The organism is Enterobacter sp. RHBSTW-00318 (assembly GCF_014101375.1).
Lineage (GTDB): Bacteria > Pseudomonadota > Gammaproteobacteria > Enterobacterales > Enterobacteriaceae > Enterobacter > Enterobacter ludwigii.
Genome location: NZ_JABXQH010000001.1, coordinates 3464659 through 3488816, shown reverse-complemented (window position 1 = coordinate 3488816; position 24158 = coordinate 3464659). Strand labels below are relative to the sequence as shown.

Annotated in this window: 32 protein-coding genes; 17 read left to right on the top strand and 15 right to left on the bottom strand. The window is 53.8% G+C overall.

What is annotated here, in order from left to right:
* Positions 1-62 precede the first annotated feature (62 nt).
* Positions 63-689: a 23S rRNA (uridine(2552)-2'-O)-methyltransferase RlmE gene (rlmE, locus tag HV157_RS17270; protein WP_014171792.1), complete on the bottom strand. Its 627-nt coding sequence runs from the start codon at positions 687-689 to the stop codon at positions 63-65.
* A gap of 127 nt (positions 690-816) precedes the next feature.
* On the opposite strand from rlmE, the gene yhbY reads away from it, so the two are divergent.
* Positions 817-1110 (top strand): ribosome assembly RNA-binding protein YhbY, encoded by a 294-nt coding sequence (yhbY, locus tag HV157_RS17265; protein WP_003861814.1) that lies wholly within the window; start codon positions 817-819, stop codon positions 1108-1110.
* A 151-nt stretch (positions 1111-1261) separates the two neighbouring features.
* On the opposite strand, the gene greA is transcribed toward yhbY, so the two are convergent.
* The gene (greA, locus tag HV157_RS17260) at positions 1262-1738 is read right to left on the bottom strand and encodes a transcription elongation factor GreA (RefSeq protein ID WP_014171793.1); all 477 of its coding nucleotides are present in this window, start codon (positions 1736-1738) and stop codon (positions 1262-1264) included.
* Between the two features lie 227 nt (positions 1739-1965).
* On the opposite strand from greA, the gene dacB reads away from it, so the two are divergent.
* Genes dacB through pmrB form a run of 3 tightly spaced genes read left to right on the top strand, consistent with a single transcriptional unit; the run spans position 1966 to position 5104 of the window.
* Positions 1966-3399 (top strand): serine-type D-Ala-D-Ala carboxypeptidase, encoded by a 1434-nt coding sequence (gene dacB, locus HV157_RS17255; RefSeq protein ID WP_182268748.1) that lies wholly within the window; start codon positions 1966-1968, stop codon positions 3397-3399.
* Positions 3400-3401: 2 nt separating this feature from the next.
* Entirely contained in the window at positions 3402-4064 is a 663-nt protein-coding gene (gene pmrA, locus HV157_RS17250) for a two-component system response regulator PmrA (protein WP_014171795.1), read from the top strand.
* The gene (gene pmrB, locus HV157_RS17245) at positions 4061-5104 is read left to right on the top strand and encodes a two-component system sensor histidine kinase PmrB (protein WP_182268747.1); all 1044 of its coding nucleotides are present in this window, start codon (positions 4061-4063) and stop codon (positions 5102-5104) included. The genes pmrA and pmrB overlap by 4 nt, the downstream gene beginning before the upstream one ends.
* A 32-nt stretch (positions 5105-5136) precedes the next feature.
* Here the strand turns inward: pmrB and cgtA are convergent, their stop codons facing one another.
* The 4 genes from cgtA to rplU form a co-directional block, all read right to left on the bottom strand.
* Positions 5137-6309 carry an Obg family GTPase CgtA gene (cgtA, locus tag HV157_RS17240; protein ID WP_014171797.1) on the bottom strand — a complete coding sequence of 391 codons (1173 nt, stop codon included), beginning with the start codon at positions 6307-6309 and terminating at the stop codon, positions 5137-5139.
* Between the two features lie 15 nt (positions 6310-6324).
* Entirely contained in the window at positions 6325-7290 is a 966-nt protein-coding gene (locus HV157_RS17235) for a DMT family transporter (protein WP_182268746.1), read from the bottom strand.
* A 96-nt stretch (positions 7291-7386) separates the two neighbouring features.
* Positions 7387-7644, bottom strand: a complete 258-nt coding sequence (gene rpmA / locus HV157_RS17230; RefSeq protein WP_004385076.1) for a 50S ribosomal protein L27 — start codon at positions 7642-7644, stop codon at positions 7387-7389.
* 19 nt (positions 7645-7663) lie between these two features.
* On the bottom strand, positions 7664-7975 hold the full coding sequence (rplU, locus tag HV157_RS17225; protein WP_003025032.1) for a 50S ribosomal protein L21: 312 nt from the start codon (positions 7973-7975) through the stop codon (positions 7664-7666).
* A 256-nt stretch (positions 7976-8231) separates the two neighbouring features.
* Here rplU and ispB point away from each other — a divergent pair, with 256 nt between their 5' ends.
* Together ispB and sfsB are read left to right on the top strand one after the other, a co-directional pair.
* Positions 8232-9203, top strand: a complete 972-nt coding sequence (gene ispB / locus HV157_RS17220) for an octaprenyl diphosphate synthase (RefSeq protein ID WP_020883532.1) — start codon at positions 8232-8234, stop codon at positions 9201-9203.
* A 231-nt stretch (positions 9204-9434) separates the two neighbouring features.
* Positions 9435-9722 carry a DNA-binding transcriptional regulator SfsB gene (sfsB, locus tag HV157_RS17215; RefSeq protein ID WP_014171802.1) on the top strand — a complete coding sequence of 96 codons (288 nt, stop codon included), beginning with the start codon at positions 9435-9437 and terminating at the stop codon, positions 9720-9722.
* 61 nt (positions 9723-9783) lie between these two features.
* Here the strand turns inward: sfsB and murA are convergent, their stop codons facing one another.
* The 7 genes from murA to mlaF form a co-directional block, all read right to left on the bottom strand.
* Positions 9784-11043, bottom strand: coding sequence for a UDP-N-acetylglucosamine 1-carboxyvinyltransferase (gene murA, locus HV157_RS17210; RefSeq protein WP_182268745.1), 1260 nt, complete (start codon positions 11041-11043; stop codon positions 9784-9786).
* Positions 11044-11093: 50 nt separating this feature from the next.
* Positions 11094-11348 carry a BolA family iron metabolism protein IbaG gene (ibaG, locus tag HV157_RS17205; protein WP_008501458.1) on the bottom strand — a complete coding sequence of 85 codons (255 nt, stop codon included), beginning with the start codon at positions 11346-11348 and terminating at the stop codon, positions 11094-11096.
* A gap of 126 nt (positions 11349-11474) precedes the next feature.
* Positions 11475-11768 (bottom strand): lipid asymmetry maintenance protein MlaB, encoded by a 294-nt coding sequence (gene mlaB, locus HV157_RS17200; protein WP_014171806.1) that lies wholly within the window; start codon positions 11766-11768, stop codon positions 11475-11477.
* Positions 11768-12403 carry a phospholipid-binding protein MlaC gene (gene mlaC / locus HV157_RS17195; protein ID WP_014171807.1) on the bottom strand — a complete coding sequence of 212 codons (636 nt, stop codon included), beginning with the start codon at positions 12401-12403 and terminating at the stop codon, positions 11768-11770. The genes mlaB and mlaC overlap by 1 nt, the downstream gene beginning before the upstream one ends.
* An 18-nt stretch (positions 12404-12421) precedes the next feature.
* Positions 12422-12970, bottom strand: a complete 549-nt coding sequence (gene mlaD / locus HV157_RS17190) for an outer membrane lipid asymmetry maintenance protein MlaD (protein WP_025202923.1) — start codon at positions 12968-12970, stop codon at positions 12422-12424.
* Between the two features lie 4 nt (positions 12971-12974).
* Positions 12975-13757 (bottom strand): lipid asymmetry maintenance ABC transporter permease subunit MlaE, encoded by a 783-nt coding sequence (gene mlaE, locus HV157_RS17185; RefSeq protein ID WP_010436044.1) that lies wholly within the window; start codon positions 13755-13757, stop codon positions 12975-12977.
* Between the two features lie 7 nt (positions 13758-13764).
* Positions 13765-14577 carry a phospholipid ABC transporter ATP-binding protein MlaF gene (mlaF, locus tag HV157_RS17180; protein ID WP_020883529.1) on the bottom strand — a complete coding sequence of 271 codons (813 nt, stop codon included), beginning with the start codon at positions 14575-14577 and terminating at the stop codon, positions 13765-13767.
* Between the two features lie 231 nt (positions 14578-14808).
* Between mlaF and HV157_RS17175 the strand changes: the two genes are divergently transcribed.
* The 11 genes from HV157_RS17175 to npr all read left to right on the top strand — a co-directional run bounded on the left by HV157_RS17175 (position 14809) and on the right by npr (position 22728).
* A complete protein-coding gene (locus HV157_RS17175) occupies positions 14809-15786 on the top strand; it encodes a calcium/sodium antiporter (RefSeq protein ID WP_020883528.1) in 978 nt (325 codons plus the stop codon).
* Positions 15787-15799: 13 nt separating this feature from the next.
* On the top strand, positions 15800-16786 hold the full coding sequence (gene kdsD, locus HV157_RS17170) for an arabinose-5-phosphate isomerase KdsD (protein ID WP_020883527.1): 987 nt from the start codon (positions 15800-15802) through the stop codon (positions 16784-16786).
* A gap of 14 nt (positions 16787-16800) precedes the next feature.
* Positions 16801-17367: a 3-deoxy-manno-octulosonate-8-phosphatase KdsC gene (kdsC, locus tag HV157_RS17165; protein ID WP_014171813.1), complete on the top strand. Its 567-nt coding sequence runs from the start codon at positions 16801-16803 to the stop codon at positions 17365-17367.
* Positions 17364-17939, top strand: coding sequence for an LPS export ABC transporter periplasmic protein LptC (gene lptC / locus HV157_RS17160; protein ID WP_014171814.1), 576 nt, complete (start codon positions 17364-17366; stop codon positions 17937-17939). The genes kdsC and lptC overlap by 4 nt, the downstream gene beginning before the upstream one ends.
* Positions 17908-18462: a lipopolysaccharide ABC transporter substrate-binding protein LptA gene (gene lptA, locus HV157_RS17155; RefSeq protein ID WP_182268744.1), complete on the top strand. Its 555-nt coding sequence runs from the start codon at positions 17908-17910 to the stop codon at positions 18460-18462. Before lptC ends, lptA begins: the two co-directional genes overlap by 32 nt.
* 6 nt (positions 18463-18468) lie before the next feature.
* Positions 18469-19194 carry an LPS export ABC transporter ATP-binding protein gene (lptB, locus tag HV157_RS17150; protein WP_014171816.1) on the top strand — a complete coding sequence of 242 codons (726 nt, stop codon included), beginning with the start codon at positions 18469-18471 and terminating at the stop codon, positions 19192-19194.
* Between the two features lie 47 nt (positions 19195-19241).
* Positions 19242-20675, top strand: coding sequence for an RNA polymerase factor sigma-54 (gene rpoN / locus HV157_RS17145; protein ID WP_014171817.1), 1434 nt, complete (start codon positions 19242-19244; stop codon positions 20673-20675).
* 22 nt (positions 20676-20697) lie between these two features.
* A complete protein-coding gene (gene hpf / locus HV157_RS17140; protein ID WP_014171818.1) occupies positions 20698-20985 on the top strand; it encodes a ribosome hibernation promoting factor in 288 nt (95 codons plus the stop codon).
* Positions 20986-21067: 82 nt separating this feature from the next.
* Positions 21068-21559 (top strand): PTS IIA-like nitrogen regulatory protein PtsN, encoded by a 492-nt coding sequence (gene ptsN / locus HV157_RS17135; RefSeq protein WP_014171819.1) that lies wholly within the window; start codon positions 21068-21070, stop codon positions 21557-21559.
* 45 nt (positions 21560-21604) lie between these two features.
* Complete coding sequence (gene rapZ, locus HV157_RS17130) at positions 21605-22459, top strand: RNase adapter RapZ (protein WP_014171820.1); 855 nt, start codon at positions 21605-21607, stop codon at positions 22457-22459.
* Complete coding sequence (gene npr, locus HV157_RS17125; protein ID WP_003861872.1) at positions 22456-22728, top strand: PTS phosphocarrier protein NPr; 273 nt, start codon at positions 22456-22458, stop codon at positions 22726-22728. The genes rapZ and npr overlap by 4 nt, the downstream gene beginning before the upstream one ends.
* Before the next feature lie 38 nt (positions 22729-22766).
* Here npr and mtgA read toward each other — a convergent pair whose 3' ends face one another.
* Both mtgA and elbB read right to left on the bottom strand, forming a co-directional pair.
* Positions 22767-23492 (bottom strand): monofunctional biosynthetic peptidoglycan transglycosylase, encoded by a 726-nt coding sequence (gene mtgA, locus HV157_RS17120; RefSeq protein ID WP_182268743.1) that lies wholly within the window; start codon positions 23490-23492, stop codon positions 22767-22769.
* Complete coding sequence (elbB, locus tag HV157_RS17115; RefSeq protein ID WP_121339883.1) at positions 23489-24142, bottom strand: isoprenoid biosynthesis glyoxalase ElbB; 654 nt, start codon at positions 24140-24142, stop codon at positions 23489-23491. The genes mtgA and elbB overlap by 4 nt, the downstream gene beginning before the upstream one ends.
* Positions 24143-24158: the final 16 nt, after the last annotated feature.

Genomic DNA, 24158 nt, shown 5'->3' with positions numbered 1-24158 from the left:
AACAGCGTCAGGATACTCTATATCCCGTGTCATTCAAACTTTCGTCTGAAAGACGCGGGTTATCATTTTCGCCCGGTCGCTACAATATACACTTCTCGGGAACGGGCCCGGGAAGAGTCCGGCTTACGAACTTTAACCTTCGCAAACAGGGAGCGAATTTCCTTAAGATACTCCTCGAAACCTTCGCCCTGAAACACCTTCACAACAAAACTACCACCAGGCGCTAGTACATCACGACACATTTCTAACGCTAGCTCCACCAAATACATGGCGCGGGGGATATCCACCGCCGGTGTTCCACACATATTTGGTGCCATATCTGACATGACAACCTGGACCTTACTATCACCTACACGCTCAAGTAGCGCTTTCAGCACTAATTCATCACGAAAGTCGCCCTGAAGGAAGTCGACACCGACGATGGGATCCATTGGTAAAAGGTCGCATGCGATGATTCGGCCCGTTCCGCCGATCTGCGTAACCGCATACTGGGACCATCCGCCAGGTGCTGCACCGAGATCGACAACCGTCATTCCCGGCTTAAAAAGTTTGTCACTTTGCTGTATTTCATCAAGTTTAAACCAGGCACGGGAACGCAACCCCTTTTTCTGTGCCTGTTGAACATATTTATCGCTAAAGTGTTCCTGAAGCCAGCGGCTGGAGCTGGCAGAACGCTTTTTACCTGTCATTTAACATTTCCGTCCTGGTTCATCGTTACTTGCCTGTGACGTAAATTTCTACGCAGCTATTTGGCGATATAAGGGAGATGGCGGTAGAATGAACCGTTTTCAATCCCAACGTAAGCAAAAATATACGATGAATCTGAGTACTAAACAAAAACAGCACCTTAAAGGTCTGGCACATCCGCTCAAGCCTGTAGTCATGCTTGGCAACAATGGTTTGACCGAAGGGGTGCTTGCCGAGATTGAACAAGCGCTGGAACACCACGAGCTGATCAAGGTGAAAATCGCCTCTGAAGACCGAGACACTAAAAACCTGATCGTGGAAGCCATCGTGCGTGAAACGGGTGCCTGTAATGTACAGGTCATCGGTAAAACGCTGGTGCTCTATCGCCCATCTAAAGAGCGTAAAATCTCGCTGCCACGCTAAGGATATCCTGAATCGAACACATTTTCTGTGTAAAACGAGGGATTTCTGTCAGCAGGTGAGCAAAATGCCACGCTCCTTGAGTTGATAAAAGGCCGCTATGCGGCCTTTTTCTTTTCTTTACAATGTATCAACATCTTAGTCGAGATGCGAATTACAGGTATTCAACCTTAATAATTTCGTATTCCACTTCACCACCCGGGGTGCGGATAGTGACAACATCATCCTGCTCTTTGCCAATCAGGCCGCGAGCAATCGGGGAGTTCACCGAAATCAGATTCTGTTTAAAGTCCGCTTCATCATCACCCACGATGCGATAAGTCTGCTCTTCGTCATTGTCCAGGTTCAGCACGGTAACGGTTGAACCAAAAATGACGCGGCCATTGTTAGGCATTTTGGTGATATCGATAACCTGCGCATTGGACAGTTTTGCTTCGATATCTTTAATACGCCCTTCACAGAAGCCCTGCTGCTCACGCGCCGCGTGGTATTCAGCATTCTCTTTCAGGTCGCCATGCTCACGCGCATCCGCGATAGCGGCGATGATTTCAGGGCGACGAACGGATTTCAGAAAATCCAGCTCTTCGCGCAGTTTTTCGGCACCACGTAAGGTCATCGGAATAGCTTGCATTTGTTATACCTCTTAAACATTCCTGTTGGGAGCAGTGTTCCCTGCCCCGGCCCCCATGAGCGGGCCAGAAGCAAAAAGAAAACCGACCCGGGAGCGAAGCCCCAGGTCAGCAACAATTTTCAATTTGATACGCATTTTACCGCGAAGTTCACTATGGGTCATCGTTTACTTTGCAGTGCTATGCACCGTAGTATGACGGTTTGTTTTCGGGTTGTTAGCGCGAGATTATGCGATTTTCCAGATTTATCATCGGATTGACTACCAGTATAGCGTTCAGCGTTCAGGCCGCGAATGTTGACGAGTACATTAATCAGCTCCCCGCAGGTGCCAACCTTGCCTTGATGGTGCAGAAGGTCGGGGCGCAGTCGCCAGAGATTGACTATCACAGTCAACAGATGGCGCTGCCTGCCAGTACCCAGAAGGTGATCACCGCACTCGCCGCCCTGCTTCAGCTTGGACCTGACTTCCGTTTTACCACCACGCTCGAGACCAAAGGCAACATCGAGGGTGGCGAACTGAAAGGCGATCTTATCGCTCGTTTCGGGGGAGATCCTACGTTTAAACGCCAGGATATCCGCAACATGGTCGCGTCGCTGAAAAAATCTGGCGTGCAGAAGATTGATGGCAATGTGTTAATCGACATCTCTATTTTTGCCAGCCACGATAAAGCGCCAGGATGGCCGTGGAACGACATGACGCAGTGCTTTAGCGCTCCGCCAGCCGCCGCGATTGTGGATCGTAACTGCTTCTCCATTTCACTTTACAGCGCGCCAAAACCGGATGATTTAGCGTTTATTCGCGTGGCGTCTTACTACCCGGTGACGATGTTCAGCCAGGTTCGTACCCTCGCAAAAGGCTCCCCGGATGCGCAGTATTGCGAGCTGGACGTGGTGCCAGGCGATCTCAACCGCTTCACGCTGACCGGGTGCCTGACACAGCGCGCCGACCCATTGCCGCTGGCCTTTGCGATACAGGATGGCGCAAGCTATGCGGGTGCCATTCTCAAGGATGAACTGAAGCAGGCGGGAATAACCTATTCCGGTACCCTGCTGCGCCAGACGCAGGTTAATCAACCCGGTACGGTCATCGCCAGCAAACAATCTGCGCCGCTGCACGATTTACTACGGATTATGCTGAAAAAGTCTGACAACATGATTGCTGACACGGTGTTCCGCATGATTGGTCACGCGCGTTTCGGCGTGCCAGGAACCTGGCGTGCGGGTTCCGACGCCGTGCGTCAGATCCTGCGCCAACAGGCGGGGATCGATCTTGGCAACACCATTGCCGTCGATGGCTCCGGGTTATCGCGACATAATTTGATCTCCCCGGCAACGATGATGCAAGTACTTCAGTACATTGCACAACATGACACTGAGCTAAACTTTATTTCGATGCTGCCACTCGCCGGGCATGACGGTTCACTCCAGTACCGTGCCGGCCTTCATGCGGCCGGGGTGGATGGAAAAGTTTCAGCCAAGACAGGTTCACTGCAGGGGGTTTATAACCTTGCAGGCTTCATCACTACCGCCAGCGGGCAACGCATGGCATTCGTGCAGTATCTTTCCGGCTATGCCGTCGAACCGACCGACCAGCGTAATCGTCGTATTCCACTGGTTCGCTTCGAAAGCAGGCTTTATAAGGACATCTACCAGAATAACTAGCGATGAAACTACTCATAGTTGAAGACGATCTGTTATTGCAGGAAGGGCTGGCTCTGGCGCTGGCCAATGAAGGATATGCCCTCGACTGCGCCGCCACGGCGGCTGAGGCGGATGCCCTGATCCAGAGCGGCGAATACAGTCTGGTGATCCTCGATTTAGGCTTACCGGATAAAGACGGCGCTACGCAGCTAAGCCAGTGGCGCCGCCGGGGTATCGCCAATCCAGTATTGATCCTGACGGCAAGGGATGCCATTGAAGATCGTATCAACGGCCTCGATTCTGGCGCTGATGATTACCTGGTGAAACCGTTTGCCCTTGCGGAGCTTCAGGCGCGGGTAAGGGCGTTGATTCGTCGTTATCAGGGACACAGCGATAACTTACTGACCGACGGCGATATTACGCTGAATCTGCAAACCCAGCAGGTGCTGTGCCAGTCCCTGCCGGTTGAAGTAACCCCAAAAGAGTTTGCGCTGCTGACGCGCCTGATTATGCGCAGCGGACAAACGGTACACCGCGAAACCCTGCAGCAGGATATTTATTCCTGGCAGGACGATCCCGGCTCAAATACCCTCGAAGTGCATATTCACAATCTGCGTCGCAAACTGGGTAAAGACCGGATTAAAACTGTCCGTGGCGTAGGCTACCGTCTGGAGAGCCAGAAATGAACAGCATGCGTCGGCGATTAATGGTTCTGCTGGCGGTCATTCTGTTATTTTTCCAGCTGATAAGCGTGATCTGGCTCTGGCATGAAAGCCGTGAACAGATTGGTTTTCTGGTCAACGAAACACTCTCAGCGAAATCGCGCAATAATCATGTCGAGAAAGAGATCCGTGAAGCGATTGCCTCGCTGCTGGTCCCCTCTCTGGTGATGGTCGGTTTTACGCTGTGCTTCTCATTCTGGGCGGTCACCTGGATAACCCGGCCGCTGAATCAACTGCGCGTCAGCCTGGCGAACCGCTCGGCGGATAACTTAACCCCACTCCCTGTCTATTCCGACATGGAAGAAATTGGTGCCGTCACAACCTCGCTCAACCAGCTCCTCGCCCGTTTGGATCACACCATTCAACAGGAACGTCTCTTCACCGCGGACGCCGCTCACGAGCTGCGAACGCCGCTTGCGGGGATCAGACTGCATCTGGAACTGATGGCACAGTCTGGCTCTCCACAGGCCACGACGTTAATTACCCGTATCGATCAGCTGATGCACACGGTTGAGCAACTGCTGATGTTGTCCCGTGCCGGACAGGCGATGGCGAGCGGTCACTATGAAACCGTCAACTGGACAGACGATATCATCATGCCGCTCGGTCTTGGACATGAAGCCAAAGAGCATACGGTGATATGGCCGGACAAAAGTCCGCTCACGGTGCAGGGTGATGCGGTGCTTCTGCGTTTGATGCTGCGCAATCTGCTTGAGAACGCCGGGCGCTACAGTCCGTCAGGCACAACGATTCGCGTGACTCTGGTCGACGTTGACGGGGGAACACAGGTCAGCGTTATCGATCAGGGGCCGGGGATAGATGAAGCGCACCGCCAGTCGATTACTGAACCGTTCCGTCGTCTTGACCAGCGCTACGGTGGCAGCGGCCTGGGGCTGAGCATTGTGCAACGTATCGTGCAGCTCCACCACGGCAAGCTGACGCTGGAGAATGGTGCTGAGGGCGGCTTAATCGCCAGCTGCTGGCTGCCGTCCAGCCTGCAATAAAAAAGCCCCCTTCCGGGGGCTTTAAACTGCGATTAGTGCTTGTAGATGAACTCGACACCTTCTTCGTCGTCTTCATCCCAGTCGTCGTCCCAGTCTTCTTCCTCTTCCACTTCCAGCTCTTCGAGCTGTTGGCGGTGGTAGTCATCCCACATGAATTCGACTTTTTCTGGCTGTTTCGCTTCTTCAGCCTGAACAACCGGGTTCTCGATGATAAAGGTCATCACATCCCAGCACAGATCTTTCACGCCAACCTGGCTTGCCGCGGAGATCAGGTAGTATTTATCTTCCCAGCCCATCGCTTCAGCAATGGCTTTCGCTTTCGCTTCCGCTTCGGCTTTATCCATCAGATCGATCTTGTTAAAGACCAGCCAGCGTGGCTTGTTCGCCAGTTTTTCGCTGTATTTTTCCAGCTCGCCGATAATGATGCGGGCATTTTCTACCGGATCGGAACCGTCGATTGGATCGATATCGATGAGATGCAGCAGTACGCGGCAGCGCTCAAGGTGTTTCAGGAAGCGGATACCCAGACCGGCACCTTCTGCAGCACCTTCAATCAGACCCGGGATATCAGCAACCACAAAGCTCTTCTCGTTATCCATACGGACAACGCCCAGGCTTGGTACCAGCGTGGTAAACGGATAATCCGCCACTTTTGGCTTGGCTGCAGAGACCGCGCGAATAAACGTCGATTTACCGGCGTTTGGCATACCCAGCATCCCGACATCGGCCAGAAGCATCAGCTCCAGCTGCAGATCGCGCTTGTCGCCCGGCGTACCCATCGTTTTCTGACGCGGGGTACGGTTTACGGACGATTTGAAACGGCTGTTACCCAGACCGTGCCAGCCGCCTTTCGCCACCATCAGACGCTGACCGTGTTTGGTCATATCGCCCATGGTTTCGCCCGTCCCCTGGTCAATCACACGCGTACCGACCGGAACCTTAATGGTCACGTCTTTACCGCGTTTGCCCGTACAGTCACGGCTTTGGCCGTTCTGTCCACGCTCAGCGCGGAAGGATTTTTCGAAACGGTAGTCGATCAGCGTGTTGAGGTTCTCATCCGCCTCCAGCCACACGTCACCGCCGTCCCCGCCGTCACCGCCGTCAGGACCGCCACGTGGAATATATTTCTCACGGCGGAAGCTCACGCAACCATTGCCGCCATCACCTGCCACGACCAGGATTGTCGCTTCATCAACAAACTTCATTTTACTCTCCGTAACTCATTCGCCTGAGCGGGGGACTACTACGACCGCTTCATTTTTGCGCCAACGCCCCCAAAGACGATGACCAATGGCGGAATACATCGCGCCCGCAACCACGACAAACGCACCGAGATAGCCCAACATGTTGAGCATCGGTCTGACGAAGACATCGGGCCAGGCCATTGATAACAAATCTGAAAATAACAGCGTAAACAGCGGGGTAAGCGTAATGAGTGCGCTCACCTGTGCTGCCTGCCAGCGCGCCATCGCTTCGGCCAGCGCGCCATAACCGACCAGCGTGTTCAGCCCACAAAAAATGAGGCACGCCAGTTGCCAGTCGCTAAGCTGGGTGATCACACCCGGTTTTGCTAACGGCAATAATGCTAGTGTACACAAAGTGTACAGCAAAAAGAGGATCTGCTGTGAGGCCAAACGACGCAATAACACCTTTTGCGCGACGCCATAGCTCACCCAAACCGTTGCTGCTCCCACTCCGAAGATCACACCCCAGGTGTAATCCGTCAGTCGGGTAAAAATCTCTATCAGACTGGTGTTGAAGAACATCACCAGACCACAGAGCAACATGCTCGCCCCGATAATTTGCGTGCCACGCATCTTCTCCTTGAGGATAAAGACGCTGGCGACCATCATGCCGACCGGTGAAAGCTGACCAATCACCTGCGACGCCGTGGGGCTAAGATACTGCAGGGAAGAACTGAACAGTATGAAGTTACCGAACAGGCCACCCGTCGCGATAGCCAGCAACACCAGCCAGCGCGGTTTACGGAAGATACGCAACGGCGGAAGCTTACCTTTGATCGCGAGGATGGCCCCAAGGCCGATACTTGCCATCAGAAAGCGATAAAACACCACCGTTGGCGGCTCCATCACTTCCAGTACCTGCTTCATTGCAATTGGCAGCGCACCCCAGCACATTGCGGTCGTGAGCGCCAAAAGAATACCAATGCCGGCCTGCTGCTTCATGCCCGTTTTCCCTACAGAAAAAATTACCGGGTTTCCAATGTAAAAAGCCCCGCAACAGGTTGCGGGGCTTTAATCCGTTACCGGACCGAGAAAACCTTACTCAGCAACGATGCTGATGTATTTACGGTTGTTCGGGCCTTTAACTTCAAATTTCACTTTACCGTCTGCTTTAGCAAACAGAGTGTGGTCACGACCGCAACCTACGTTGTTGCCAGCGTGGAATTTGGTGCCACGTTGACGAACAATGATGCTACCCGCCAGAACGGATTCGCCACCGAAACGCTTAACGCCCAGGCGTTTAGCTTCTGAATCGCGACCGTTACGTGTGGAGCCGCCAGCCTTTTTATGTGCCATTTAAATCTCTCCTCAGGTCTTAGGCGCTGATGCCAGTAATTTTCACATCAGTGAACCACTGACGGTGGCCCTGCTGCTTACGGTAGTGTTTACGACGACGAAACTTAACGATTTTAACTTTCTCGCCACGACCGTGAGCAACAACTTCAGCTTTGATAACGCCGCCATCAACGAAAGGAACGCCGATTTTGACTTCTTCACCGTTTGCGATCATCAGAACTTCTGCGAACTCAACAGATTCGCCAGTTGCGATGTCCAGCTTTTCCAGGCGAACGGTCTGACCTTCGCTTACTCGGTGTTGTTTACCACCACTTTGGAAAACCGCGTACATATAAACTCCGCTTCCGCGCACATCCTCGTATGAATCAGAGTGCGCTATAAATATTCACAATAGGGCGCGAATATTACGCAAAACGCGAGCCTTTGACAAGTGCTACCATCAATACATGAAGAAAAAAAACACAACGCGTAAGGTAACGTTTATCTGAGCCGTTTTTTCAGTACAATCAGCACTACTATTGATAAACCTAACCCTTCGTTACCCCATTGAAGATGGGATAAACAGGATAAAAAGCCCGGCTTTTGCGATGAATTTAGAAAAAATCAACGAGTTAACCGCGCAAGATATGGCGGGTGTGAATGCAGCAATCCTGGAGCAACTCAATTCTGACGTTCAGCTGATCAATCAGTTGGGCTATTACATCGTCAGCGGCGGCGGTAAACGCATTCGCCCGATGATTGCCATCCTGGCTGCCCGAGCCGTCGGCTATCAGGGAAATGCTCACGTCACGATCGCGGCACTGATCGAATTTATTCACACTGCGACGCTTCTTCATGATGATGTTGTGGATGAATCAGACATGCGCCGGGGTAAAGCCACCGCCAACGCCGCCTTTGGCAATGCTGCCAGCGTCCTGGTGGGGGATTTTATCTATACCCGTGCCTTCCAGATGATGACCAGCCTGGGTTCGCTGAAAGTGCTGGAGGTCATGTCTGAAGCCGTTAACGTGATTGCTGAGGGCGAAGTGCTTCAGCTGATGAACGTCAACGACCCTGACATCACCGAAGAAAACTACATGCGCGTGATTTACAGCAAAACTGCGCGCCTGTTTGAAGCGGCTGCACAGTGTTCCGGCATTCTGGCTGGCTGTAGCGAAGCCCAGGAAAAAGGGCTGCAGGACTATGGCCGTTATCTGGGCACCGCGTTCCAGCTGATTGATGATTTGCTGGATTACAGTGCAGACGGCGAAACGCTCGGCAAAAACGTGGGTGATGACCTGAACGAAGGCAAACCGACGCTGCCGCTACTCCACGCGATGCGCAACGGGTCAGCCGACCAGGCGAAAATGATCCGTGAAGCGATCGAGCAGGGAAATGGTCGTCATCTTCTGGAACCCGTGCTGGAAACAATGGCCATTTGCGGATCGCTGGACTGGACGCGTCAGCGTGCCGAAGAAGAGGCGGATAAAGCCATCGCCGCACTTCAGGTCATCCCGGATAGCCCATGGCGCGATGCGCTCATTGGCCTTGCCCATATCGCCGTTCAGCGCGACCGTTAATCCTTCTCTCCCCTCCCCGCGGCCCTCGCGGGGAGATTCCAGTACACACCTGTATATTCCTCTTTCACGTAAACGCACCGGTTTACAGACCGCATGAATAAAGCCATGCCTTATTCTGAATATCCCTACCAGTAACGCGAACTTTTTAGAACAAGAAATTGAAATGGGTATAGTAAGGCCAGTCGTTTCAGACGAAATGGCGTAAGTGAATCCGAACTTAAGGACAGCGTTATGGACACGAAATTTATCGACTGGCACACAGCAGATATCATTGCGGCACTGCGCAAAAAAGGCACATCACTGGCTGCGGAATCTCGCCGCCATGGCCTGAGTTCTTCAACCCTGGCAAATGCCCTGACGCGCCCCTGGCCGAAGGGAGAGTTGATCATTGCGACGGCGCTGGATACGCATCCGTGGGTGATCTGGCCTTCGCGTTACCACGATCCCATTACCCATGAATTTATCGACAGATCGCGCATGATCCGCCAGAGGAAAGTGAAGAAAGACCCGCAGGAATAGCGGTTTTTTTGACAGGAACAGCAACCCCCCGGTCATTTCTGGCAGGGGGCTGCCGGAACGATTACTCGCCCTTCACACGCTCGATATTCGCACCCAGCGCGCGCAGTTTATCTTCGATACGTTCATAGCCACGATCGATGTGATAAATACGATCAACGACCGTCGTCCCTTCCGCAATACAACCCGCCAGCACCAGGCTTGCAGATGCACGCAGATCGGTTGCCATCACCTGAGCACCAGACAGTTTCTCAACGCCGTGGCAAATCACGGTATTACTCTCGATCTCAGCATGTGCGCCCATACGGATCAGTTCCGGTACGTGCATAAAGCGGTTTTCAAAGATGGTCTCGGTAATGAACCCCGTCCCTTCCGCCACCAGGTTTAACAGGGTGAACTGCGCCTGCATATCAGTCGGGAAAGCAGGATGCGGAGCTGTACGCACGTTTACCGCTTTTAGACGGTTACCGTGCATGTCCAGACTGATCCAGTCTTCACCGATTTCGATATCAGCGCCTGCGTCACGCAGTTTCGCCAGCACCGCATCCAGGGTATCTGGCTGCGCGTTGCGGCAGGTAATTTTCCCGCCTGAAATCGCGGCAGCAACCAGGAACGTCCCGGTTTCGATACGGTCTGGCAGGACGCGGTACACGCCGCCGCCCAGACGCTCAACGCCTTCGATGGTGATACGGTCGGTGCCCTGGCCGGTGATCTTCGCACCCAGCGCCACGAGGAAGTTCGCGGTATCCACAATCTCCGGTTCACGCGCGGCGTTTTCGATGATGGTAGTACCTTCTGCCAGCGTTGCCGCAGACATGATGGTGACGGTAGCACCAACGCTCACTTTGTCCATGACAATGTGCGCACCTTTCAGGCGGCCATTCACAGACGCTTTAACATAACCTTCTTCGAGTTTGATCTCGGCGCCCAGTTTCTCCAGGCCAAAGATGTGCAGGTCAACCGGACGTGCACCGATTGCGCAGCCACCCGGCAGGGAAACCTGACCCTGACCAAAACGTGCCACCAGCGGGCCAAGCGCCCAGATGGATGCGCGCATGGTTTTTACCAGATCGTAAGGTGCAGAGAAGTTGTTTACGTTGCTGGCGTCGATCCAGACGGAACCGTTACGCTCAACTTTGGTGCCCAGTTGGCTGAGCAACTTCATGGTGGTGTCGATATCTTTCAGCTTCGGTACGTTCTGAATTTCTACCGGCTCTTCCGCGAGCAGCGCAGCAAAGAGGATGGGCAGCGCGGCATTTTTTGCGCCAGAAATTGTGACTTCGCCCTGGAGACGCGTTGGCCCCTGTACACGAAATTTATCCATTGTGTGCTCTCTTATAAATTCAACCGTGCTGCGGGCGTGTCGCCCACAACTCAAAAACCGTTTAGTTTGCGATCGCGTGCCCACTCTTGAGGGGTGAACGCTTTAATCGACAGGGCGTGGATGCGGTTATCCGCAATGTATTCCATCAGCGGCGCGTATACAGCCTGCTGTTTCTTCACACGGCTCATACCGTCGAACATCTCACCCACAGCAATAACCTGGAAGTGACTGCCATCGCCAGTGACGTGGGCTTCCTGAAGGGAGAGTGCATTCATCAGCACTGTCTGGATTTCATGATTTTCCATGGGTTCTTAATCATCTGATAGTGAAAACAAGCCCAACATCTTAGAGCAAAGTGGCGTCGTCTTAAACAAGCAAAAAGCCCCGACGATGAATCTGTCAGGGCTTTCAGAAGTAACGCACTGAAAATATTAACGAGGCAGTACGTCCTGAGGGAGATTATAGAGCTGGGCCAGGGTGACCACATTATCGCTCGCCGCGTGCAGCGTAACGCTTGTCCCCTGCTTTTTCCCCACAGCAACAAGATGGGCCAGCAGCGCGACGCCTGCCGTGTCCACCCGTGAAATGCCGCTCAGATCGATAACCGTCACGCCCTGCATCGCTTCAAAACGTTTGTCCCAGAGCGGGTTCAGCAGATCCTGGTCGAGTTCACCCGTCAGCTTCAACGTCTCACCCTCACGCGACCAGCTCAGTTGATCCGACATTACTTCTTCTCGTCCAGAGAGATTTTCTGACGCGAGATAGACTGCAGCTGTGCGGTCAGGCCATCAATGCCTTTGGTGCGCAGCAGGTCACTCCACTCGTTCTGTTTAGTGGTGATCATGCTCACCCCTTCCGCAATCATGTCATAGGCCTGCCAGTGACCGGTCTGGCTGTTTTTACGCCACTGGAAGTCCAGGCGTACTGGCGGACGGCCGTTAGGATCGATAATCGTGACGCGGATAGGAATGATAGTCGCGTCGCCCAGCGGCTGCTCTGGTGCAATCTGATAGGTCTGACCGTGATACATCGCCAGTGCCTGACCGTAAGCCTGTTTCAGGTATTCACGGAACGCGGCGAAATAGGCATCGCGCTGCGCCGGGGTCGCGTCTTTGTAATAACGGCCCAGAACCAGCGCACCCGCATATTTGATCTGCACGTACGGCAGCAGCTCTTGATCAACCACGTCGCGCAGATAATCAGGATTGGAACGAATTTTCGGCTGTTCGTTTTTAAGCCGGTCGAAGGTCTTCTTCGCAGCCTCATCCATCAGTTTGTACGGGTTACTCTGATCCGCAGCATGCGCCGCGGTGAGAGGGGCAATGACCAGCATGGCAACCATTAACAGTCGTTTAAACATGAATGACTTCTCCTGAAATTAATTCGTCGTGCCTGGTGTCGGTGCGACACTGGCAGGATCTTCGCTCTGCGCAGGGGCAGCGTCGGACTTCTTATCATCTCCTTTACTGTTATAAAGGAACTGACCAATCATATCCTCCAGAACCATCGCGGACTTCGTATCCTGGATTACGCTACCGTCTTTAAGGATAGTCGTTCCCAGCTCCGGGTCTTCAAAACCGACGTTAAGCGCCAGATATTGCTCACCCAGGAGGCCGGAAGTGCGGATAGAAAGCGAGCTGGTGTCCGGGATATGGTTGTAACGCTCTTCAATATCCATCGACACGCGCGGCAGATAGGTTTTCTCATCAAGCGTAATGTCAGAGACGCGCCCGATGACCACCCCGCCTATACGTACCGGCGAGCGCGCCTTCAGCCCGCCGATGTTATCAAAGGTCGCATAAATGCGATAAGTCGGCTCGGTGCGCACAGACGTGATATCCGCCGCTCTCAGGCAGATAAACAGCGCGGCCAGCAACGCCAGTAACAGGAACACGCCGACCCAAATTTCATTTTTTCTCGTTTGCATGAACTCAATTCCCAAACATCAGTGCGGTGAGCACAAAATCCAGACCCAGTACGGCCAGCGACGAATGTACGACAGTACGTGTAGTTGCACGGCTGATGCCCGCCGAGGTCGGGATCGCATCATAGCCATTGAACAAGGCGATCCAGGTGACCGTAATGGCAAATACCACGCTTTTAATCAGACAGTTAACCAGATCCATTCGCAGATCGATGGCGTCCTGCATGGCCGACCAGAAGAAGCCCGCATCGATGCCCTTCCAGTGAACGCCAACCAGCGAGCCGCCCCAGATACCCACGGCGACAAAGAGAATTGTCAGGAGCGGTAAGGAAATCACCCCCGCCCAGAAGCGTGGCGAGATCACGCGACGCAGCGGGTCGACCGCCATCATCTCCATGCTGGAAAGCTGCTCGGTCGCACGCATCAGGCCAATTTCAGCGGTCAATGCTGACCCTGCACGCCCGGCGAACAACAGCGCCGCCACCACCGGCCCCAGTTCACGCAGCAGCGACAGCGCCACCAGCATGCCGAGGCTGGTTTCGGCGCTGTAGGTCGTCAGAACGAGGTAGCCCTGCAGCCCCAACACCATGCCGATAAACAGACCGGAGACAATGATGATGAGCATCGACAGCACGCCGACATTATAGAGCTGCCGCACCAGTAGCGGTGCATGCTTACGAAATTCCGGCTTGCCGACCAGCGCGTTGAACAACATCAATCCGGCACGCCCGAACGTCCTGATGGTTTTTATGCCACGGTGTCCAAGAGCGGCCAATGCATTTAACAGCATCAGTGGCTTAACTCCCTATTCCCAGTAAATCGTCACGATAGTCGCCCGCCGGGTAGCGGAACGGCACAGGCCCATCCGCAATGCCGTCGAGGAACTGCCGTACACGCGGATCGCAGTTTTCCTGCAACGCCTGAGCGCTGCCATGCGCGACGATCCTTTTGTCTGCCACAATGTAGGCATAGTCGGCGATGCTCAACACTTCCGGTACATCGTGAGAAACCACTATGCAGGTTACGCCGAGCGCGCTGTTCAGTTCAGAGATGAGCTTCACCAGCACGCCCATCGTGATAGGGTCCTGCCCAACGAACGGTTCGTCGAACATGATTAAATCGGGTTCTAAGGCGATGGCGCGTGCCAGCGCGGCACGGCGTGCCATACCGCCGGATAGCTCTGAGGGCATCAGTTTTGCAGCCCCTCGCAGCCCCACAGCCTCAAGCTTCATCATCACCGTACTTTTCAGCAGCTCTGGCGGCAGACTGGTGTGTTCGCGCAGCGGATAGGCTACGTTATCAAAGACGTTCATGTCCGTGAACAACGCTCCCGACTGGAAAAGCATACTCATGCGTTTACGAACAGTATACAGGCGCGATCGTGACATCTCGGGGATGTTTTCGCCGTCAAAGAGGATTTCACCGCTATCGGGTGGGATCTGGCCACCAATAAGGCGCAGCAGGGTCGTTTTACCGATCCCGGACGGCCCCATGATGGCAGTGATCTTGCCACGCGGTACGGTCAACGAAATATCATCGAATATCAATCTGTTGGCGCGAGAAAAACTCACACCCCGGACATCAACTAAATTCGCCATAGTTTGGCTCATTTATGGTTCCTTTCTTACCCTGCTCACGTTAAGCATGCAGACTGAATCAGCCCTAAACTCAGCATTTTTACAGAATATTAGCCGTTGAGGTTAGCGAAAGCTGGCATTTGTTTTACTTTTCCGGCGCATAAAGTCAAAATTAGGAATTCGTTACGCCTCAGACTGTATGCAGTCCTGCCATTCCATTCCTGCGCGATGGACCGACGAGTATACCTGAAGAAAGGACTTTTGATGCTTTTAGCAACAGCACTGTTAATAATTGGTTTACTTTTGGTGGTCTACAGTGCTGACCGTTTGGTATTTGCTGCATCTATCCTGTGCCGCCTGACTGGCGTACCGCCTGTCGTCATCGGGATGACCGTGGTCAGCGTCGGAACCTCGCTTCCTGAAATCATCGTCTCTGTCACGGCATCACTGCATGGTCAGTTAGACCTTGCCGTCGGCACCGCGATTGGTTCCAACATCGTCAATATCTTGCTGATCCTTGGCCTGGCGGCCCTGCTCCATCCATTTCGCGTGCATTCTGATGTTCTGCGCCGTGAATTGCCGCTAATGTTAATCGTAAGCCTGCTGGCAGGGTGCGTATTTTATGATGGCGTACTGAGCTACGGTGACGGCATTTTCTTGCTGGCGCTGGCCGTTATCTGGCTATTGTATAGTGTTAAAATCGCCCGTCTGGCAGAAAAACAGGGCCAGGACAGCCTGACGCGAGAACAGGTCGCCGAACTCCCGCGTGAAGGCACGCTGCCTGTGGCGCTGCTGTGGCTCGGCGTCGCGCTGATCATCATGCCGATGGCCACGCGCATGGTCGTCGATAACGCCACGGTGCTGGCGAACTATTTCGCCATGAGTGAGCTCACCATTGGCCTGACGGTCATTGCCATTGGCACCAGTCTGCCAGAACTGGCCACCGCTATCGCAGGGGCACGTAAAGGTGAAGATGACATTGCCATAGGCAATATTATCGGTTCAAACATTTTTAATATCGCCATCGTGATGGGCCTGCCAGCCCTGATAACGCCCGGGCCTTTTAACCCCCTGGCATTCTCACGCGATTACGGGGTGATGTTGCTGGTCAGCGTCATTTTTGCCCTGCTCTGCTGGCGGCGGCAACGACAGATCGGCAAAGGCGCAGGGGCGCTGCTGACGGGTGGATTTATCGTATGGATGGCGATGCTGTACTGGCTTTCGCCTCTTCTCTCTGGGTAAACGGAAACGCATTATGTCGCAAATAGAATTGCAGCCGGGTTTTGACTTTCAGAAAGCAGGCAAAGAGGTTCTGGAGATTGAACGTGAAGGTCTGGCGCAGTTAGATCAGTACATTAATCAGGATTTTAGTCTGGCATGTGAGAAGATGTTCTACTGTGCCGGTAAAGTCGTGGTGATGGGCATGGGCAAGTCCGGTCACATTGGGCGCAAAATGGCGGCAACGTTTGCCAGCACCGGAACCTCTTCCTTCTTTGTACACCCGGGGGAAGCCGCGCACGGCGATCTGGGCATGGTAACGCCGCAGGATATCGTCATCGCGCTGTCGAACTCCGGTGAGTCTAATGAGATCCTGGCGCTGATCCCCGTGCTGAAGCGGCTGCGGGTTCCGCTTATTTGCATGACCAGCCGCCCGGAAAGTAGCATGGCGCGCGCGGCGGATATTCACCTGTGCGTGAAAGTGCCTAAAGAAGCCTGCCCGCTGGGTCTTGCTCCAACGTCCAGTACGACCGCTGCGCTGGTCATGGGCGATGCGCTTGCCGTTGCGTTGCTGGAAGCCCGCGGTTTTACGCCGGAAGATTTCGCGCTTTCCCACCCAGGCGGCGCGCTCGGGCGTAAGCTTCTGCTTCGGGTTAACGATATTATGCACACTGGCGATGAGATCCCTCACGTCAGTAAAGAGGCCTCCCTGCGCGATGCGCTGCTGGAGATCACCCGCAAGAATCTGGGTATGACGGTTGTGTGCGACGACCTGATGAAGATCCAGGGGATCTTCACCGATGGCGACCTGCGCCGCGTGTTCGACATGGGTGTTGATGTTCGCACGCTGGGCATCGCTGATGTGATGACGTCCGGCGGTATCCGTGTTCGTCCGGGTACGCTGGCGGTGGATGTGCTGAACCTGATGCAGTCCCGTCATATCACCTCAGTGATGGTTGCCGATGGCGACCAGTTGCTGGGTGTGGTACATATGCATGATCTGCTGCGCGCAGGCGTAGTGTAATGAAGGATAAGACAATGAGTAATGCGGGTGCATCCCTTGCAACCTGTTATGGTCCGGTCAGTACCCATATGATGGCAAAGGCGGAAAACATTCGCCTGCTCATCCTGGATGTGGATGGGGTACTCTCTGATGGCCTGATTTACATGGGCAATAATGGTGAAGAGCTGAAAGCGTTTAACGTTCGCGATGGCTACGGTATTCGTTGTGCGCTCACATCAGGCATCGACGTTGCTATCATCACCGGTCGGAAAGCTAAACTGGTAGAAGACCGTTGTGAAACGTTAGGCATTACCCATCTGTATCAGGGTCAGTCCGATAAGATGGCGGCGTTCAACGATTTACTGGGTAAACTGGCTGTCGCGCCGGAAAACGTGGCCTATGTCGGGGACGATCTGATTGACTGGCCGGTGATGGCTGAAGTCGGTCTGAGTATCGCCGTGGCCGATGCGCATCCGCTGCTGATCCCGCGCGCTGACTATGTCACCCATATTAACGGTGGCCGTGGTGCCGTACGTGAAGTCTGCGATCTGCTTTTGCTGGCGCAGGGCAAGCTTGATGAGGCCAAAGGGCAATCGATATGAGTAAAACCAGACGTTGGGTTATCATTCTGCTTTCGCTTGTCGCACTGGTATTGATTGGCGTGAACCTTGCCGATCGCGACGATACGCAGACGGAAGTGGTCAATACGAGCGAGCCAACCTATAAAAGCGATCACAGTGACACCGTGGTCTACAGCCCGGAAGGTGCGCTGAACTATCGCCTGATTGCCCAGCATGTTGAATATTTTTCAGATGACGGTATTTCGTGGTTTACCCAGCCTGTCATGACCACGTTTGATAAAGACAAAGTGCCGACGTGGTCGATTAAATCTGACCGGGCAAAACTGACGAATGACCGTATGCTTTATCTGTATGGCCACGTTGAAGTCAACGCCCTGACCGCTGACTCACAACTGCGCAAAATCACGACGGATAATGCACAGATCAACCTCGTGACCCAGGACGTGACGTCGCAGGATCTGGTCACACTGTATGGCACAACATTTAATTCCAGCGGTTTAAGAATGCGCGGGAACTTACGCAGCAAAAACGCCGAGCTGATTGAAAAGGTTAGAACCTCCTATGAAATTCAAAACAAACAAACTCAGCCTTAAAGTAATTATCGCCAGTATGATGCTGGCGACCAGTCTTCCCGCGCTTGCTGTAACGGGCGATACTGACCAGCCTATTCATATTGAGTCCGACACGCAGTCGCTTGATATGCAAGGCAATGTCGTTACCTTTACCGGTAACGTCGTCATGACCCAGGGCACCATCAAAATCAACGCCGACAAAGTGGTCGTTACCCGTCCCGGTGGCGAGCAAGGCAAAGAGATCATTGATGGCTATGGCAACCCGGCAACCTTCTACCAGATGCAGGATAACGGCAAACCCGTGAAAGGCCGCGCCACGCATATGCACTATGAGCTGGCGAAGGACCTGGTCATCCTGACCGGTAACGCTTATCTGGAACAGCTGGACAGCAACATCACCGGCGACCAGATCACCTATCTGGTGAAAGAGCAAAAAATGCAGGCCTCCAGCGAGAAAGGCAAACGCGTAACCACCGTGCTGGTTCCGTCGCAGCTGCAGGACAAAGGTAAGGGTCAGGCCCCGGCACAGAAGAAGAGTAACTAATTCGTTATGGCAACATTAACTGCAAAAAATCTCGCGAAGGCCTATAAGGGCCGCCGTGTCGTAGAAGATGTCAGTCTGACCGTCAACTCCGGCGAAATTGTAGGCCTGCTTGGCCCTAACGGTGCGGGCAAAACCACAACTTTCTACATGGTCGTTGGTATCGTGTCGCGCGATGCGGGCAACATCGTCATTGATGATGAAGATATCAGTCTTCTGCCGCTGCATGCGCGTGCGCGTCGCGGTATCGGCTATCTGCCGCAGGAAGCCTCCATTTTCCGCCGCCTGAGCGTCTTCGATAACCTGATGGCCGTCCTGCAAATTCGTGACGATCTGACCAGCGAACAGCGTCAGGACCGGGCTAACGAGCTGATGGAAGAGTTCCATATCGAACATCTGCGCGACAGCCTCGGTCAGGCGCTGTCCGGCGGTGAACGCCGTCGCGTTGAGATTGCGCGTGCGCTGGCTGCAAACCCGAAATTTATCCTTCTGGATGAACCGTTTGCAGGCGTTGACCCCATCTCCGTTATCGACATTAAACGTATCATTGAGCATCTGCGCGACAGTGGGCTTGGCGTACTGATCACTGACCATAACGTCCGTGAAACGCTGGCCGTGTGCGAACGCGCATACATCGTGAGCCAGGGCAATCTGATCGCCCACGGTACGCCGCAGCAGATCCTCGAAGATGATCATGTTAAGCGTGTCTACCTTGGGGAAGACTTCAGACTCTGATAGGGTAGAGGTAATGTAACGCCGAACCGGAGAAAAATGCTCTGAACATGAAGCAAGGTTTGCAATTACGGCTCAGCCAACAACTGGCGATGACGCCGCAGCTACAGCAGGCGATTCGCCTGTTGCAACTGTCCACCTTAGAACTCCAGCAGGAGCTCCAGCAAGCGCTGGATAGCAATCCGTTGCTGGAGCAAGCCGATCTTCATGAAGAGGTAGATACCCAGCAGTCGCAGGATACTGAAGCACTCGACACCGCCGATGCGCTCGAACAAAAAGAGATGCCGGACGAGCTTCCGCTGGATGCCAGCTGGGATGAAATCTACACCGCCGGAACCCCTTCCGGTACGCGTGCAGACTACCAGGACGATGAGCTACCGGTTTATCAGGGTGAAACTACCCAGTCACTGCAGGATTACCTGATGTGGCAGGTGGAACTTACCCCCTTCTCCGATACTGACCGCGCGATAGCGACATCCATTGTCGATGCCGTGGATGACACCGGTTATCTGACCGTCACGCTGGACGAAATTCTGGAAAGCATGGGTGACGAAGAGATTGAACTCGAGGAGATAGAAGCCGTTCTGAAGCGCATTCAGCGTTTCGATCCGGTTGGGGTGGCCGCAAAAGATCTGCGCGACTGCCTGCTTATCCAACTTTCTCAGTTCAGCAAAGAGACGCCATGGCTTGATGAAGCCCGCTTGATCATCAGCGACCATCTGGATCTTCTGGCCAATCACGATTTCCGCAGCCTGATGCGCGTCACGCGCCTGAAAGAAGAGGTGCTGAAAGAGGCGGTCAATCTGATTCAGTCCCTCGATCCGCGCCCCGGTCAGTCCATTCAGACCAGCGAACCCGAGTACGTCATCCCGGATGTGCTGGTCAGAAAACACAATGACCGCTGGGTCGTTGAACTGAACTCAGACAGCATTCCTCGCCTGCAAATCAACCAGCAGTATGCCTCCATGTGCACCAGCGTGCGTAACGACTCCGATAATCAATACATTCGTAGCAATTTGCAGGAAGCGCGATGGTTGATCAAAAGTCTGGAGAGCCGAAATGATACGCTGCTCCGCGTAAGCCGCTGTATTGTCGAACAGCAGCAGGCGTTCTTTGAGCAGGGCGAAGAGTATATGAAACCGATGGTGCTGGCGGATATCGCCCAGGCCGTCGAGATGCATGAATCAACCATTTCCCGCGTGACCACGCAGAAGTATCTGCACAGTCCACGCGGTATTTTTGAGCTTAAGTATTTCTTCTCCAGCCATGTGAATACCGAGGGCGGCGGTGAAGCGTCGTCAACGGCCATTCGCGCCCTGGTGAAGAAGTTGATCGCCGCGGAGAACCCCGCGAAGCCACTGAGCGACAGTAAGTTAACCACCATACTGTCCGACCAGGGTATTATGGTGGCACGCCGAACTGTTGCGAAGTATCGAGAGTCTTTATCCATTCCGCCGTCTAACCAGCGTAAACAGCTGGTCTGACACAACCGATAAGGAAGACACTATGCAGCTCAATATCACAGGACATAACGTCGAGATTACTGAGGCTTTACGTGATTTTGTGAATGCTAAATTCGCGAAACTCGAGCAGTATTTCGAAAGGATCAACCAGGTCTATGTTGTATTGAAAGTGGAGAAAGTGACTCATATCTCGGATGCGACCCTGCATGTCAACGGGGGTGAGCTCCATGCCAGTGCGGAAGGGCAAGACATGTACGCTGCTATCGACGGCTTGATTGATAAGCTTGCACGACAGCTCAATAAACATAAAGACAAACTGAAACAACACTAATTGTCCGGGCAGTTAACGGGTGCAGGAAGGCCTGTTGTGAAACACAACAGGCCGTTTGTACAGTTAGCGCTTAGGTGAAATTATGATGAACAACGATTCCGCTCTTCAACTGAGCAATGTCCTTAACCAGGAATGTACGCGCAGTGCTGTTCACTGCCAGAGCAAAAAACGTGCGCTGGAGATCATCAGTGAACTGGCCGCAAAACAGCTGGGCCTGCCGCCGCAGGTCGTGTTCGAAGCGATCCTGACCCGTGAAAAAATGGGCAGTACCGGCATCGGCAACGGCATCGCGATCCCGCACGGCAAACTGGAAGAGGACACCCTGCGTGCCGTCGGTGTGTTTGTGCAGCTGGAGACGCCTATCGCCTTCGATGCCATCGATAATCAGCCCGTCGATCTCCTCTTCGCGCTGCTGGTGCCTGCCGACCAGACGAAAACCCATTTGCATACGCTTTCGCTGGTCGCAAAACGCCTGGCCGATAAAACCATTTGCCGTCGACTGCGCGCAGCCCAAAGTGATGAAGAGCTATATCAAATTATCACTGAAGCAGAAGGCAATCAGGATGATGCATAACCAGGAGATGGCCTTCACATCTGTTGTCCTGAGGAGAAACGGAACATGGTGCTGATGATTGTCAGTGGCCGTTCAGGGTCCGGGAAATCCGTGGCCCTGCGCGCGCTGGAAGACATGGGGTTTTACTGCGTAGATAACCTGCCGGTCGTGCTGTTGCCAGACCTGGCACGCACACTTGCGGAGAGGCAAATCTCTGCCGCCGTCAGTATCGACGTTCGTAACATGCCTGAATCGCCAGAAATTTTTGAACAGGCAATGAGCAACCTGCCTGATTCATTCTCGCCTCAGCTGCTGTTCCTCGATGCAGACCGCAATACTCTGATCCGTCGCTACAGCGATACCCGTCGTTTGCACCCGCTTTCCAGCAAGAACCTCTCACTGGAAAGTGCTATCGACGAAGAGAGCGATCTGCTGGAACCGCTGCGTTCCCGTGCTGACCTGATTGTCGATACGTCCGAAATGTCCGTGCATGAGCTGGCGGAAATGCTGCGTACCCGTTTACTGGGCAAACGCGAGCGTGAACTGACGATGGTGTTCGAGTCATTTGGCTTTAAGCACGGTATTCCTATCGATGCGGATTATGTTTTCGACGTGCGCTTCCTGCCGAACCCGCACTGGGATCCGAAGCTGCGTCCAATGACCGGTCTCGATAAGCCCGTCGCGGCCTTCCTCGACAGACACACAGAAGTTCACAATTTTATCTACCAGACGCGAAGCTACCTTGAGCTATGGTTACCTATGCTGGAGACAAACAATCGTAGCTACCTGACCGTGGCGATTGGCTGTACCGGCGGTAAACATCGTTCGGTCTATATCGCCGAACAGCTGGCCGACTATTTCCGCTCACGCGGGAAGAACGTTCAGTCCCGTCATCGCACGCTGGAAAAACGTAAAACATGACCGTAAAACAAACCGTTGAGATCACCAATAAGCTGGGCATGCATGCACGTCCGGCGATGAAACTGTTTGAGCTGATGCAGGGTTTCGATGCAGAAGTTCTGCTGCGTAACGATGAAGGTACCGAGGCGGAAGCGAACAGCGTGATTGCGCTGCTGATGCTGGACTCAGCCAAAGGCCGCCAGATTGAAGTAGAAGCTACCGGTCCACAGGAAGAGGAAGCGCTGGCGGCGGTGATTGCGCTGTTTAACGCCGGGTTTGACGAAGACTAACCCCTCTTTCATGGCGGGTAGCGCTACGCTTACCCGCCTTACATCAATTTATTTCTCGCCATAAACCCTTCCCCTCCCAGCTGCCGCATCTGGCGCATGATCCACGCCTGTCGGTTTCGCACATAGCCTGAGGGTGCATCGGCTTTAAAGCGAATTGGGTTAGGCAAGACCGCGGCCAACAGCGCAGCTTCAGAAAGGCTCAGCCGGCTGGCAGGTTTATTGAAATATCGCTGCGACGCGGCTTCGACACCAAACACGCCATCACCAAACTCGGCAATGTTCAGATAGACCGTCAGAATACGTTTCTTGCTCCAGACCGTTTCCATCCCCAGGGTCAATCCGGCTTCCAGCCCTTTTCGCACCCAGCTACGACCATCCCACAAAAACAGGTTTTTGGCCGTCTGTTGTGACAGCGTCGATGCGCCGCGCACGCGGTTTTCATGGCGTTCGTTATGGGCAAGCGCTTTCTCGATTGCCGCCACGTCAAACCCCCAGTGCTCCGGGAATTTCTGATCCTCCGCCGCTATCACCGCCAGCCCCATCCACGGGGAGATTTCATCTGTGCTCACCCAGTCAGAGTGGGCAACATAGCTGAAGTCACCGGTGAACCACGCGCTCAGCTGACGCTCAACCATCACGGCAGAAAACGGAACCGGCAGAATGCTGAATAATGCCAGTCCGCCGCCCCAGAACACCGCCAGCGCCAGCACGGCACGCCAAAGAATACGTTTTACCCAGGCGCCTGCGGCGAATTGACGCCTCATTCAGTCAGCACCAGCACTCTGGCCACCAGCTTTTCAATGCCTGAAGCGGCTTCCGCGATAGTCTGCGCCAGCATATACGCAGGTGTGGTGACGATTTTATTGTCTTCATCCACCACAATGTCATCCACCGGACAAGGGATGTGCTCGCCCCCCATCTCCTCGATGATTTCCGCTGTATCAATATCGGTCCCGATGGTCAGGCGCAGCGGGAAATCAAAAATTGTCGGAAGCATGGCCGGAGCGATGCAGATAAAGCCCTGCGGTTTACCCGCCGCATGCATGGCCTGTGATAATGCTTTTAAATGCGGATCAACCTGACACCCGGCGCCTTGCGTGGCAAACGTGCTGAGATTTTTAGCCGCCCCAAACCCACCCGGCACAATTAACGCATCAAGCTCTGCGGCGTCCGCCTGAATCAGAGGATGAATATCGCCACGCGCAATACGCGCGGCTTCAATCAGGACGTTACGGGTTTCCGCCATCGGCTCCCCGGTCAGATGATTAATGACATCAGCCTGATTTTTGTCTGGCGCGAAGCAAATGACTTCAGCCCCCTCTCTTGCCAGGGCCAGCAATGTGATGACGGCTTCGTGTATCTCAGAACCATCGTAAACGCCACATCCGCTCAGTACGACACCAATCTTTTTCATCATGACGATCCTTCTC